The following is a 12864-nucleotide window of genomic DNA, read 5'->3' on the forward strand; positions in this document are numbered from 1 at the left end:
GGCGAGGTGATCTTGGAGTTGAAGTCGGCCGGATTGTGATCCGGCCGTGCCTTCAACGACCGGCCGCGCGGATAAACCCTTCGATCGGGTCCAGTTGTTCCGGCACGTTGAGCGCGGGCGCATGGCCGCAGCCCGGCACCTCGATCACCTGCAGGTGCCCGGCCGCGCCCGGCCCGCGCCGGTGCATCTCGTCGATCACCTCGGGCAGCACCAGGTCGGACTCGGCGCCGCGCAGGCACAGCACCGGCGCCTCGATCACGTCGTAGTGCGGCCAGATCAGGTAGTCGTTGTCGTGTGCGCTGAACTGCCTGACCATCGCCGGGTCGTAGTGCGGCGTGACGCGACCGTCGGCCAGGCGGCGCGTGGAGCTTTCGGTCAGCCGGCGCCACTGCGCGTCGCTGAGCCAGCCGTAGGGCTTGTAGACCGTGCGGAAGAACGCCTCCAGCTCGGCCACGGTGTCGAAGGCCGGCGGATCGCCGGCGTAGGCGCGGATGCGCTCGATGGCGGCCTGCGCGAGCTGCGGCGCGTTGTCGTTGAGCGTGAGGCTGGCGATGCGCGCCTTCATGCGCGGCTCGAACAGGCCCGACGCGCACACCGTGCCGATCGCGCCGCCCATCGAGGTGCCCACCCAGTGCACGCGGCCCAGCCGCAGCTCGTCGCACAGCGCGTTGGCCAGCCGCGCGTAGAACGCGAGCGTGTATTCCTCGTCGGGCGACGGGCTCCACTGGCTCAGGCCGCGCCCGAGGGTGTCGGGGCAGATCACGCGAAAGCCGCGTGCCGCGAAGTGCTGCGCCAGCTCGTCCATGTCGCGGCTGGTGCGCGCCAGGCCGTGCCAGGCGATGACGACGGGGGCGTTGGCGGGGCCCCAATCGAGCCAGTGGATTTCACGGCCTGCGAGTTGTGCGTAGTGCGATGTCGGCGTCATGGTGCTGTTGTTGTTGCCGTCGCTCATTTCGCCGCCCTCGCCCGCAGCTTGCCGACGATGCCCGTGGGGAAGTAATACACCGACAGCACGAACAGCACGCCCAGCCACAGCAGCCAGCGGTCGGGCGACAGCAGCGCCGCGAGCCACGGCAGGCCGCTGGCGGCCTCGTTGCCCAGGCGCAGCAGGTCCTGCAGGTAGCTCTGTGCCACCACGAACAGCACCGCACCGATGGCCGCGCCGTAGATCGTGCCCATGCCGCCGATCACGACGATGAGCAGCACGTCGATCATGATCTCGAAGCTCAGCGAGGTGTCCGGCCCGTTGTAGCGCAGCCAGATGGCCAGCATCGCGCCGGCCAGCGTGGCGAACAGCGCCGACAGCACGGCGGCCGTGGTGCGGTACACCACCACGCGGTAGCCGATGGCCTCGGCGCGGAACTCGTTCTCGCGGATGGCCTGCAGCACGCGGCCGAAGGGCGAGTTCACGATGCGCAGCATCGCCAGCACCAGCACCACCGCCGCCACGAACAGCAGGTAGTAGCACAGCAGGCGCCCGTCGAGCGAGACGCCGAGGAACGGTTCTTCGGCGAACTCGAAGCTCGGCGAGATCAGCTCGGGCAGCTTGAAGGTCAGACCGTCTTCGCCGCCGGTGAAGTCCGACAGCTGCGAGGCCAGCGTCTGGAACGCCGAGGCCACGGCCAGCGTGATCATCGCGAAGAAGATCGCGCGCACCCGCAGCGAGAACAAACCGATGGCCAGCGAGAGCACCAGCGAGATCGCGAGCGACGCGCCCAGCCCCACCAGCACCGCGCCCCAGTTGGGCCCGAGCCGCGAGGCCGAGATGGCGATGCCGTAGGCGCCGATGCCGAAGAACATCGTGTGCGCGAAGCTCACGATGCCGGTGTAGCCCAGCAGCAGGTCGAAGCTCGCGACCAGCACCACGAACACCAGGATCTTGGCCGCGACGCTGAGCGCCTTGACGCCCGGGAACAGGAACGGCGCAAAGGCCAGCGCCAGAAACAGGGCCAGCAGCAGCAGCGCCAGCAGGCGGCTGCGCGGCATGTCGTTGGAGAGGAGTCGTTTCAGGAACATGACGGCTTTCTCCTCAACGGTTCGCCACGGGGTACACGCCCTGCGGGCGCCACAGCAGCACGGCCACCATGAGGAAGATGCTCGCGAACTGCGTGAGCGTGGGCAGCAAAAAACCGATGTAGTTGGTCATGAGCCCCACCAGCAGCGCGCCGAGCAGCGCCCCGCCGGTCGAGCCCAGCCCGCCGATGATGATCACGATGAAGATCAGCACGTTGACCTGCGCGCCCATCTGCGGCACCAGGTTCTGCTGGAACAGGCCCCACATCACGCCGCCCAGTCCGGCCAGTGCGCTGCCCACCACGAACACGCCGACGAACAGGCGCCCGATGCGGTAGCCCAGCGACTCGACCATCTCGCGGTCCTGCACGCCGGCGCGGATCAAGAGGCCGATCTTGGTGCGGCCCAGCGTCCAGGCCAGCACGCCGAACACCACCACGCCCACGGCCACCGCGAGCAGGCGGTACTTGCTGATGGCCGCGTCGCCCACCAGCAGCGAGCCGCGCAGCGCCTCGGGCAGCGGCAGCGGAATCTGCGCCGGGCCCCAGATCACCTTGATGAGCTCCTCGCCGATGATCATGCCGCCCATCGTGATGAGGATCTGCTTCAGGTGCTGGCCGTACACCGGCCGCACGATGAAGCGCTCGAAGGCCAGGCCGATGGCACCGGCCACCGCCATCGCGGCCAGCATGGCCGGGAACACGGCCACGAGGTTGCGCCACAGCTCGCCCGAGCCGGTCCAGTCGCCCATGAGGCCGAGCACGCTGCTGGCCACGAAGGCGCCCAGCGCAATGAACACGCCGTGGCCGAAGTTCAGCACGTCCATCAGGCCGAACACCAGCGTGAGGCCCGAGGCGATGATGAAGATGATCATGCCCATCGCCAGCCCCGCCACCGTGAGCGTGAGCCAGGTCGAGACCGAGCCCGTGAGCGGCAGCGCGACGAGCGCGAGGATGGGAGCAAGAAGCAAAGGCTTCCAGTCGAAGTCGAGTTTCATAGGGCGAGTCCGAGCAGCGATTGCTGCAGTTGCGCATCGGCGGAGAACGCGGCCATCGAGCCGCTGTGCACCACGCGGCCGTTGTCCATCACCGCGACGGTGTCGCCCAGGCGCTGGGCGAAGTGGATGTTCTGTTCGACCAGCAGGATCGTCACGCCGCTCGCCTTGAGCTCGCCGAAGGCCTCGATCATGTTGTTGATCATCACGGGCGCCAGGCCCTTGCTGGGCTCGTCGATGATGAGCAGCTGGCGCGGCTCGACGATGGCACGCGACACGGCCAGCATCTGCTTCTGTCCGCCCGACAGCTTGCCGGCCGGGTGGTTCCAGAACTTCTCGACCGCGGGAAAGAGCTTGAAGATCCACTTCAGCCTCGTGTCGTCGATGGCGTCGGCGTTCTTGGCGCCGCGCGCGGCCAGCACCATGTTCTCCTTCACCGTGAGGTCGGAGAAGATGCCCATGTTCTCGGGCACGTAGGCCACGCCGAGTTCGGCGATCTGCGGCGTGTGCAGGGCCGTGATGTCCTTGCCGGCGAACTGCACCCTGCCCTGCGACGCGTGCCACAGGCCCATGATGGTTCGCAGCGTGGTGGTCTTGCCCGCGCCGTTGCGGCCCAGCAGCATGGTGAGCTGGCCCTTGGGCACGGCCAGGTCGACGCCGTGCAGGATGTGGTACGCCCCGATGTGCGTCTGCACGCCTTCCAGGGTCAACAGGTTGTCGGTGCTCATGCGGCCTCCTTCGCGATGCCCAGGTAGGCCTCCTGCACCACCGGCGAGGCGATCACCTCGGCCGGTTCGCCGTCGGCCACGAGCGTGCCGTTGTGCAGCACGATGATGCGGTCCGCGAGTTCGCGCACCACGTCCATCTTGTGTTCGACCAAAAGGATGGTCTTGGTCTTGTCCTGCTTGAGCTTGCGGATCAGGTCGAGGATGACGGGCGCCTCGGCCGCGTGCATGCCGGCCGTGGGCTCGTCGAACATGAAGACCTTGGGTTCGAGCGCCATCAGCAGCGCCACCTCGAGCTTGCGCTGGTCGCCGTGCGGCAGGCTGGCCACGGTGGCGTGCGCGCGCGGCTCCAGCGCCACGTCGGCCAGGATCTGCTCGGCGCGTTCGGTCAGCGCCTTGTGGTCGCTCCAGATGCTCCACAGGTTGAGCCCGTGGCGATGCGCGCCGGCGCGCGTGGCCTGCACCGCGAGCCGCACGTTCTCCAGCACCGTGAGGTTCGGGAACAGGTTGGTGAGCTGGAACGCGCGCCCCAGCCCGGCGTGCGTGCGCGCCGACGGCGACAGGTGCGACAACGGTTGCCCGTCGAGCGACACCGTGCCGGCCGTGGCCTTGAGCTGCCCGGAGATCAGGTTGAAGTAAGTGGTCTTGCCCGCGCCGTTGGGGCCGACGATGGCCGTCAGCGTGCCTGGCGCGAATGCGCAGCTCACGCTGTTGACGGCCACGTGCCCTCCGAAGCGGATGGTCAGATCCCGGGTCTCAAGCATTGTGGAAAGGTCCTTGCGAATCGAAAAAATCAGTGCAGGGTGACCGGCCTCAACAGGTGCCGATCACGTAGTAGTTGGTGCCCGTCTGCTTCAGCGTGGTCATGGCGTAGATGTTCCACAGGCCCATCGACTGGCCCGAGCCGTTGGCATAGGTCAGCCCCCACAGCGCATAGGCGCGTCCGGCGATGGTGTGGGTGTAGTTGCTCGCGGTGTAGCAGGTTCCGCCGCCGCCCGGGCCTGCCGTGGTCGCGCCCGTGGCGGCCGTCGACATCGCGCCTTCAACGTTGCTCGCGTTCAGCGCGGCCACGGTCCAGCTGTAGGTGGTCGACGCGGCCAGGCCGGTGTCGGTGTAGCTGGTGCCCGCCACCGGCGAGGCGTTGACCTTGCTGCCGCCGCGGTACACGTTGTAGCCCGAAGCGCCCGACACGCCGGCCCAGCCGATCACCATGCTGCTGCTGGTCGCGCCCGAGGTGCCCACGCCGGTGGGTGCCGGCAACCCGCTGCCGCCGGCCGAACCGGTGACGCGGTCGATCATGGCCTTCATGGCGGCCATCTGCGGGCCCGACTTCTTGGCGTAGTTGGCGCTGTCGTAGCCCCACCAGTCCCAGCAGCTGTTGGTGGCCGCGGTGCTGGTCTGCGGGTAGATCAGGATGATGTTGTTGGTGTCGGCCCAGCGGTTGTAGCCCGTCTTCTTGACGTACTGGTCGCTCACGTCGGTGTAGTTCTGCTTGCAGCCGTGCAGCACCAGATGCACGCGGCACGAGGTGGTGGTGCAGGCCTGCGGCACGTAGAGCCAGCCGGTGGCGGCCACGCCGTGGCCGGTGACGAACTCCGACTGGTTGAACTCGGTGAACGTGCCGCCGAGCGCGCCGTTGTTGCGCGGGTTCAGCGGGCCGTACAGCTGCGTGAGGATCTCGCCCGCGAGGTCGAAGCCGCAGTTGTTGATGTACGGCGCAGCCGTGGTGCTGCAGGCGCCGCCGTAGTCGTCGGTGACCATCGCGTGGCCCGCGCCGAGGTTGTTCTTGTAGACCGTGTTGGCGGCCGGCACGAAGCTCTGGTAGTAGGTCTTCAGGTCGTCCATCACCGGCTGCTTGACGGTGTTGTCGGAGGTGCCCGAGAACAGGTAGACCTTGGAGTTCGTGAGGTTCGACACCGGGTCGATCGCACCGCTGGCAGCCCAGCTGTTGGTGGTGCTCACGAGCGTGGAGACCGGGATGCTGGTGCTGTGCGTCATGCAGCGCCCGGTGGCATTGACCACCGAGCCTTCGGCGCAGTAGTACGGACCGCCGGCGACCACGCCCGCGCCGCGCGTGAAGGTGGCCGAGTAGGCCACGTGCAGTTGCACCGCCATGAAGCCACCGGCCGACAGGCCGGACACGCTCACCTCCGCCGGGTTGGCGCCCAGTGCCGGCAGCGGCACGGCCGCCGTCGCGGCCTGCGCCGCCGCCGTGATCACCGCTGCTGCGGCAAACCCCTTCCAGTTGTTCCATCGCATCGCTGGCATCGCTGTCTCCTTCTGTTGTGTTTGATCGAACGCTTGCTTGCAGACTGACGAATTGACCGTGGCACACGACAGCTGGCGCGGACGCAGGCTGGCGCTTCGCCCGGCGGCCATCCGGGGCGAAAAGGGGGCGGCGCCTGCATGCGCGCCGCGGGTTCAGGGGGCGATCAGCGCCGTGTTCAGCGCTTGTTTTTGATCGGGATGTCCATCTCTTCGGGCTTGATCTCGTGCACCAGCTCGGGCACGCCCCACGCGAAGGCGGGGTCGGCCTTGATCTTGAAGTGGTACATCGACTGCATCGCCTGGTGGTCTTCCTTGCGGAAGGTCATCTTGCCCTTGGGCGTGTCGAAGCTCATGCCTTCCATCGTGCCGATGAGCTTGTTGGTGTTGGTGTCGCCGTTGGTCTTCTTCAGCGCCGTCACCACCGCCATCGCGGCCGAGAAACCGCCGGCCGTGAAGAAGTCCGGCGGCGTCTTGAATTCCTTGTAGTGGGCCGCGACCATCGCCTCGTTCACCGGGTTCTTCGGAATGCCGAAGTAGTAGTAGGCCGCGCCTTCCATGCCCGGCAGCGACTTGTAGGCCGCCATGGCCGGCAGGATGTTGCCGCCGGTGGCGATCTCGATGCCGTAGCGCTTCAGGTCGAGGTCGACGATCTTGAACGGGTTGCCCGCGCCGGCCCAGACGATCCAGATGATCTTGCGGCCCGGCTGGTCCTTGAGCTTGTCGATCAGGCGCTGCGCGCCGGCCGTGAAGTCGGTGGTCGCGGGCGGCAGGTATTCCTCGTGCGCGAGCTTGGCTTTCTTCAGCGCGGCGCCGAAGGCCTTCACGCCGTCGCGGCCGAAGGCGTTGTCCTGCGCCAGCGTGGCGACGGTGACGCCGGCCTTGTCGATGGCCACGGCGTTGGAGATGGCGTCCTGGCTCGAGTTGCGGCCGGTGCGGAAGATGTACTTGTTCCACTTGTCGCCGGTGATCGAGTCGGCCACGGCGGGCTCGACGATCAGGATCTTCTTGTACTCCTCGGCCACCGGCAGCATGGCCAGTGCCACGCCCGAAGCGGTCGGGCCGACCGCGAGCGCGGCCTTGTCGTCGGAGTACGCGGCGGCCAGCAGCGACTTGCCCAGGTCGGGCTTGCCCTGGTCGTCCTTCTCGATGACCACGAGCTTCTTGCCGTTGACCATCATCGTGCCGCCGGTGGCGTAGTTCAGGCCCATCATCAGGCCGGTCTGCGTCTGCTTGCCGTAGGCCTCCAGCGCGCCGGTCTTGCTGTAGACGTGGGCGATGCGGATCTCGTTCGATTGGGCCCAGGCGGGCATGGTGGCAACGGTGGCGCCCAGGGCGGCCAGGGCGATGAGGTGGCGACGGTGCATGTCTTGTCTCCTGATAAAGGTGACTGAATATTGCACAGTTCGTGCCACCCGCCTAAGCCATTGATAACAAAGGCTTCCTCATTCGGGCGCAACCGGTTTCGCCTGATTTCAGTGCATTCGAACTGTCTTGTTTTCAGACAACTGTCTGCTGATCAGTCAGGGTTTCCCAGCAGAGTCGCGGCGCGCCGCGAGCCAGCTTTCGAACTCGCGCTCGGCCCGCATCCGCAGCTCGTTGCGCGTGTGGTTGCACACCGCGTGCGCCAGGCGCCGGTGCTTCTGCTGGCGCACGCCGCCCAGCGTGGCGTCGAGCAGGTGTTCGATGGTGGCCGACTCGGGCCGTCCGTGCGGCTCGTCGAAGTCCATCGGCAGGCCGCACCAATGGCAGTTCGGGCCGAAGGTGGAGCGCAGTGCCTTCACGCTCATGACAGTCCCATCCCCGTCATGCGCTCGTACAGCGTGGCGCGCGAGATGCCCAGCAGCCGCGAGGTCGCGAGCTTGTTGCCGCCGGTGCTTTCGAGCGCGGCGGCGATCGCCTTGCGTTCCAGCTCGGCCACCTGCTGCGACAGCGGGCGCAGCAACGCGGCCTCCTGGTCGACGTCGCGCAGGCTGTGCGAGGTGTCGGGCGCCTCGATCTGCTCCAGCCCCGCCTCGCGCAGGATGCGTTCGAGCTGCGCCGCGTCGATGCGCTGCGAGTCGCTGCGCATCGTCACCTGCTCCAGCACGTTGCGCAGCTCGCGGATGTTGCCGCGCCAGTGCTGGCCGGCCAGGAGCGCGAGCGCGTCGGGCGTGAGCTCGGGCGGCGCCTCGCCGCTGCGCAGCGCCATGTCTTCGCCCAGCGCCTCGACCAGCGCCGGGATGTCGCTGCGCCGCTCGCGCAGCGGCGGCACGCGCAGCGGCAGCACGTTGAGCCGGTAATACAGGTCTTCGCGGAACAGGCCGCGGCGCACCAGCTCAGGCAGGTCGCGCGAGGTGGCGGCGATCACGCGGGCGTCGAAGGGAATCAGCTTGTTGGAGCCCAGCGGTTCGATCTCGCCCTCCTGCAGCGCGCGCAGCAGCTTGGCCTGCAGGCCCAGCGGCATGTCGCCGATCTCGTCGAGGAACAGGCTGCCGCCGTCGGCCAGCTTGAACTTGCCTTCGCGCCCGCGCTTGTCGGCGCCGGTGAAAGCGCCGGGGGCGAAGCCGAAGAACTCGGCCTCGAGCAGCGTGTCGGGCACGGCCGCGATGTTGACGCTGACGAACTGGCCCTTGGCGCGCGTGGACGACGCGTGGATCGCGTGCGCCAGCAGCTCCTTGCCGGTGCCGGTCTCGCCCAGCAGCAGCACCGGGCTGGTGGACTGCGCGGCGCGGCGCGCGTGGCGCTTCACCTCCACGGCCGCCGGGCTGCTGCCGATGAAGCTCGCGAAGGTGTACTTGGAACGGCGCTGGCCGTCGGGTGCGTGCTGGTACAGCGGGTTGTTGCGCTGGCTGGCCAGCTCGCGGCGCGCGTCGTCGAGGTCGCGCTGCAGCAGCGCGAACTTGCTGATGAGCGGCTGCAGCGTGGTTTCGGGCTGGTCGAACAACACGATGCCGATGGCGCCGATGACCTTGCCCAGGCCCTCCCCGTCTTCGCGCTCCTCGCGCAGCGGGATGCGGCTGACCACGAAGGTGCCGGCCTTGTTGGTCAGCAGGTCGATGAGGATCGGCTCGCCGGTTTCGAGCACGCGGCGCATCATGGTGTTGGGAATCACGTCCTCGACCATGTGCCCCATGAACTCGTCGATGGACGAGAAACCCAGCGCCGGCAGGAAGCGGCGGTAGCCCTCGTTCACCCAGACGATGCGCCCGCTGCGGTCGACCAGGAACATGCCCTGGCTGATGCTCGAAAACAGATGAAACATCGAGCGCGCGGCGAGCGCGAGGATGCCTTCGGCGTCCAGGGGCAAGGCGGGCGACGGTGCGGCGGCAAAGGGAGCGACGGACATGCGCGGATCGTACTGTGTGCGGCCCCCGCCCCTGCCGCGCGCAGGCCCACATGCAACCAAAAACAAAAGCCTTCAGCAAGCCTTAAGTAAATCAATCGTTTGATTTCAATCATGCTTTAATCGCGCCGATGAACGCCAGGGACCCCCTCACGCCAACGCCCGTGCCCTCGCCGCGCCGCGCCCCGCGCAGCGACGGCGCCGAAGCGCGCCACCGCCTGCTGCACACCGCGCTGCGGCTGTTCGCCCAGAACGGTTTCGCCAAGACCTCGATCCGCGAGATCGCGCGCGAGGCCGGGGTGAACGTGTCGGCCATCAGCTACTACTTCGGCGACAAGGAGGGGCTGTACGGCGCCACCTTCAACGAGCCGATGGGCAGCGATTCGAACGACCTGGTGGCCGCCTGCAACGTGCCCGGCCAGTCGCTCGAGGACACGCTGCGCATCTGCATGGCGACCATGATCGATCCGCTCAAGCAGGGCGAGATCGTGCGCCAGTGCATCCAGCTGCACATGCGCGAGATGCTGGAGCCCACCAGCCAGTGGGCCAAGGAACTCGAGCGCGACATCAAGGGCCCACACCGTGCCATCGTCGAGCTGCTGTGCCGCCACCTGCAGGTGGAGCGCGCCGACGACGACATCCACCGCCTGACCTTCGCGATCACGGGGCTGTCGATGCAGCTGTACGTGAGCCAGGATTTCATCGAGGCCCTGCGCCCGTCGCTGCTGCGCACGCCGCGCGCCATCGACACCTGGGCCGACCGGCTCACGGGCTACGCGATGGCGCTGGTCCAGGCCGAAACCGCACGCCGCCGCCAGGCGGCCGCCGAGCAGAGAAAGAAGCCATGAGACGACTCCGACGGATTGCCCTTGTTCTGAGCCTGCCGCTGGGCCTCGGCCTCGCCGGCTGCGGCCTGACGCGCCCGCCCGCCTCGGTGCAGGCGCCCTTCCCCGCGCAGTGGCATGCGCCCCTGCCCCACGGCGGCTCGCTGGCCGCGCTGGCCGAGTGGTGGCGCCAGCTGGACGACCCGCTGCTGGTCGAGCTGATCGCCGCCGCCGAAACCGCCAGCCCCAACCTTGCCAGCGCCGCGGCGCGCGTGGCCGAGGCGCGCTCCACGCGCGTGCAGGCCGGCGCGGCGCTGCTGCCCAGCTTGGACGGCACGGCATCGGCCAGCCGGGGCGTCTCGGGCTCGTCGTTCGGCGCGGGCGGCTCTTCGAGCAGCAGCGCCAGCAGCGCCTCCACCGCGCCGGTCACCACGCTGCAGGCCGGCCTGCAGTCGAAGTGGGAGATCGACCTGTTCGGCCGCCTGCGCGCCGACCGCGACGCGGCCCAGCAGAAGCTCGACAGCGCCACCGCCAAGTGGCACGACGCCCGCGTCGCCGTGGCGGCCGAAACGGCCAACGCCTACTTCGCCGAACGCGCCTGCCAGCAGCAGCTGAACGTGTCCGAATCGGACGCCAAGTCGCGCGGCGAAACGGCGCGGCTCACCGACCTGTCGGCGCGCGCCGGTTTCACCGCGCCGGCCGATGCCGCGCTGGCGCGTGCCAGTGCCTCCGACGCCTCGGGCCGCCTCACGCAACAGCGCGCCCTGTGCGCGGTGCAGCGCAAGGCGCTGGTGGCGCTCAGCGGGCTCGACGAACCCACGCTCGCGCAGAAGCTCGCGGCCTCGCCCACGCAGCGTGCGCTGCCCGTGGTCGGCGCCATCGCCAGCGTGCCGGCGCAGGCGCTCTCGCAGCGGCCCGACGTGTACGCGGCCGAACTCGGCGTGGCCGCGGCCAGCGCCGAGGTGGGCTCGGCCGAGGCCGAGCGCTACCCCAAGCTCACGCTCTCGGGTTCGATCGGCCGCATGCAGATCCGCACCAGCGGCTTTCGCGAATCGCTCGACACCTGGACGGTCGGGCCGCTGTCGCTCACCGTGCCGCTGCTCGACGGCGGCGCCCGCGCGGCCAACACCGAGGCCGCCAAGGCGCGCTACGCCGAGGCCGTGTCGCTCTACCGCGCCAACGTGCGCCAGGCGGTGCGCGAGGTCGAGGAAGCGCTGGTGAACCTCGACGCCACCACCGCGCGCAGCACCGACGCCGACAGCGCGGTGAAGAACTACCAGGCCTCGTTCGACGCCACCCAGGCCCGCTACAGCAGCGGCCTGGCCAGCCTGTTCGAGCTCGAGGATTCGCGGCGCACGCTGTTCGCCGCGCAGACCGCGCGCGTCTCGCTGCAGCGCGAGAGCACCGAAGCCTGGGTTTCGCTGTACCGCTCGATGGGCGGCGGCTGGAGCCGCCCCGCCGAAGCATCGTCCCCAATGACCACCACCCCGGCCGCCAAGGTCGCGACGTCGCCATGAAAACAATGAAGCGTTCCACCCTTGTCCTCGCGCTGCTGGCGCTCGTCGTCGTCGTGGCGGCGGGCCTGTGGCTCACCCGCAAGCCGGACGGCGACCACAAGGCCGCGCCCGCCGCCAAGGGCCCCGCGCAGCGTCCGGCACTGACCGTCTCGGTCGCCAAGCCCGAGGCCACCGAGCTGACCGTCACGCTGGCCGCCAACGGCAACGTGGCGGCCTGGCAGGAGGCCGTGGTCGGCTCCGAATCGAACGGCCTGAAGCTGGCCGAGGTGCGCGTCAACGTGGGCGACACCGTGAAGAAGGGCCAGGTGCTCGCGGTGTTCTCGCCCGAGACGGTGCAGGCCGACATCGCGCAGGCACGGGCCTCGCTGGCCGAGGCCCGCGCCTCGGCCGCCGACGCCGCCGGCAACGCCGCGCGCGCCCGCACGCTGCAGGCCACGGGCGCGCTGAGCCAGCAGCAGATCAACCAGTACCAGACCACCGAGCAGACCGCCAAGGCGCGCGCCGAGGCGGCCGAGGCCGTGCTGGCCGCGCAGCAGGTGCGCGGGCGCAACACGCAGGTGCTGGCACCCGACGACGGCGTGATCTCCGCCCGCACCGCTACGGTCGGCAGCGTGGTGAGCGCCGGCACCGAGCTGTTCCGCCTGATCCGCCAGGGCCGTCTCGAATGGCGCGCCGAAGTCACCTCGGCCGAGCTGGGCCGCATCGCCGTGGGCACGCCGGCCTTCGTGGTCAGCGCCAGCGGCGCGCAGGTAAAAGGCACGGTGCGCAGCACCGCGCCCACGGTCGACCCGCAGACGCGCGCGGCGCTGGTCTACGTCGACCTGCCCAACGTGCAGCAGAACACCGGCGTGAAGGCCGGCATGTTCGCGCGCGGCGATTTCGAACTCGGCCGCAGTTCCGCACCGACCGTGCCGCAAAGTGCGATCGTGCCGCGCGACGGCTTCAACAACGTCTTCACGCTGCTGCCCGACGGCCGCGTGGCACAGCTCAAGGTGCAGACCGGCCGCCGCCTGAAGGACCGCGTGGAGATCACCAGCGCCCTGCCCGAGGGCGTGCAGATCGTGGTGCAGGGCGCGGGCTTCCTCAACGACGGCGACCTGGTGCGCGTGGTGGACGCCACGCCCGCGGCCGCCTCGTCCGCCACCCCGGCGAAGGCAGCGGCCTCCGCGCCTTCGCCTAAGTAAGCCAACACAAGGAACAC

Annotated in this window: 12 protein-coding genes; 3 read left to right on the top strand and 9 right to left on the bottom strand. The window is 69.0% G+C overall.

Translation table 11 applies throughout. The annotated features are described in order from the left end of the window. Positions 1-52: 52 nt before the first annotated feature. The 9 genes from AC07Q9_RS11110 to AC07Q9_RS11150 all read right to left on the bottom strand — a co-directional run bounded on the left by AC07Q9_RS11110 (position 53) and on the right by AC07Q9_RS11150 (position 9325). The gene (locus AC07Q9_RS11110) at positions 53-925 is read right to left on the bottom strand and encodes an alpha/beta fold hydrolase (RefSeq protein ID WP_495309983.1); all 873 of its coding nucleotides are present in this window, start codon (positions 923-925) and stop codon (positions 53-55) included. Between the two features lie 23 nt (positions 926-948). Next, the gene (locus AC07Q9_RS11115) at positions 949-2016 is read right to left on the bottom strand and encodes a branched-chain amino acid ABC transporter permease (RefSeq protein ID WP_062475876.1); all 1068 of its coding nucleotides are present in this window, start codon (positions 2014-2016) and stop codon (positions 949-951) included. Positions 2017-2029: 13 nt separating this feature from the next. Continuing rightward, positions 2030-3010 carry a branched-chain amino acid ABC transporter permease gene (locus AC07Q9_RS11120; protein WP_070060451.1) on the bottom strand — a complete coding sequence of 327 codons (981 nt, stop codon included), beginning with the start codon at positions 3008-3010 and terminating at the stop codon, positions 2030-2032. After that, positions 3007-3735 (bottom strand): ABC transporter ATP-binding protein, encoded by a 729-nt coding sequence (locus AC07Q9_RS11125; RefSeq protein WP_070060450.1) that lies wholly within the window; start codon positions 3733-3735, stop codon positions 3007-3009. The genes AC07Q9_RS11120 and AC07Q9_RS11125 overlap by 4 nt, the downstream gene beginning before the upstream one ends. Then, the gene (locus AC07Q9_RS11130; RefSeq protein ID WP_062475886.1) at positions 3732-4496 is read right to left on the bottom strand and encodes an ABC transporter ATP-binding protein; all 765 of its coding nucleotides are present in this window, start codon (positions 4494-4496) and stop codon (positions 3732-3734) included. The genes AC07Q9_RS11125 and AC07Q9_RS11130 overlap by 4 nt, the downstream gene beginning before the upstream one ends. Positions 4497-4545: 49 nt before the next feature. Beyond that, positions 4546-6000 carry an extracellular catalytic domain type 2 short-chain-length polyhydroxyalkanoate depolymerase gene (locus AC07Q9_RS11135; RefSeq protein ID WP_495309370.1) on the bottom strand — a complete coding sequence of 485 codons (1455 nt, stop codon included), beginning with the start codon at positions 5998-6000 and terminating at the stop codon, positions 4546-4548. Positions 6001-6176: 176 nt separating this feature from the next. Further along, positions 6177-7364, bottom strand: coding sequence for a substrate-binding domain-containing protein (locus tag AC07Q9_RS11140; protein WP_495309371.1), 1188 nt, complete (start codon positions 7362-7364; stop codon positions 6177-6179). A gap of 156 nt (positions 7365-7520) precedes the next feature. Further along, positions 7521-7787, bottom strand: a complete 267-nt coding sequence (locus AC07Q9_RS11145; protein ID WP_070060447.1) for a hypothetical protein — start codon at positions 7785-7787, stop codon at positions 7521-7523. Continuing rightward, positions 7784-9325, bottom strand: coding sequence for a sigma-54 interaction domain-containing protein (locus tag AC07Q9_RS11150; RefSeq protein WP_495309372.1), 1542 nt, complete (start codon positions 9323-9325; stop codon positions 7784-7786). Before AC07Q9_RS11150 ends, AC07Q9_RS11145 begins: the two co-directional genes overlap by 4 nt. A 128-nt stretch (positions 9326-9453) precedes the next feature. Between AC07Q9_RS11150 and AC07Q9_RS11155 the strand changes: the two genes are divergently transcribed. Genes AC07Q9_RS11155 through AC07Q9_RS11165 form a run of 3 tightly spaced genes read left to right on the top strand, consistent with a single transcriptional unit; the run spans position 9454 to position 12847 of the window. Beyond that, complete coding sequence (locus AC07Q9_RS11155) at positions 9454-10170, top strand: TetR/AcrR family transcriptional regulator (RefSeq protein ID WP_495309374.1); 717 nt, start codon at positions 9454-9456, stop codon at positions 10168-10170. Then, on the top strand, positions 10167-11663 hold the full coding sequence (locus tag AC07Q9_RS11160) for an efflux transporter outer membrane subunit (protein WP_495309376.1): 1497 nt from the start codon (positions 10167-10169) through the stop codon (positions 11661-11663). The genes AC07Q9_RS11155 and AC07Q9_RS11160 overlap by 4 nt, the downstream gene beginning before the upstream one ends. Beyond that, positions 11660-12847, top strand: coding sequence for an efflux RND transporter periplasmic adaptor subunit (locus AC07Q9_RS11165; protein ID WP_495309378.1), 1188 nt, complete (start codon positions 11660-11662; stop codon positions 12845-12847). Before AC07Q9_RS11160 ends, AC07Q9_RS11165 begins: the two co-directional genes overlap by 4 nt. Positions 12848-12864: the final 17 nt, after the last annotated feature.

This window comes from Variovorax sp. GW821-FHT09A10 (assembly GCF_059418385.1).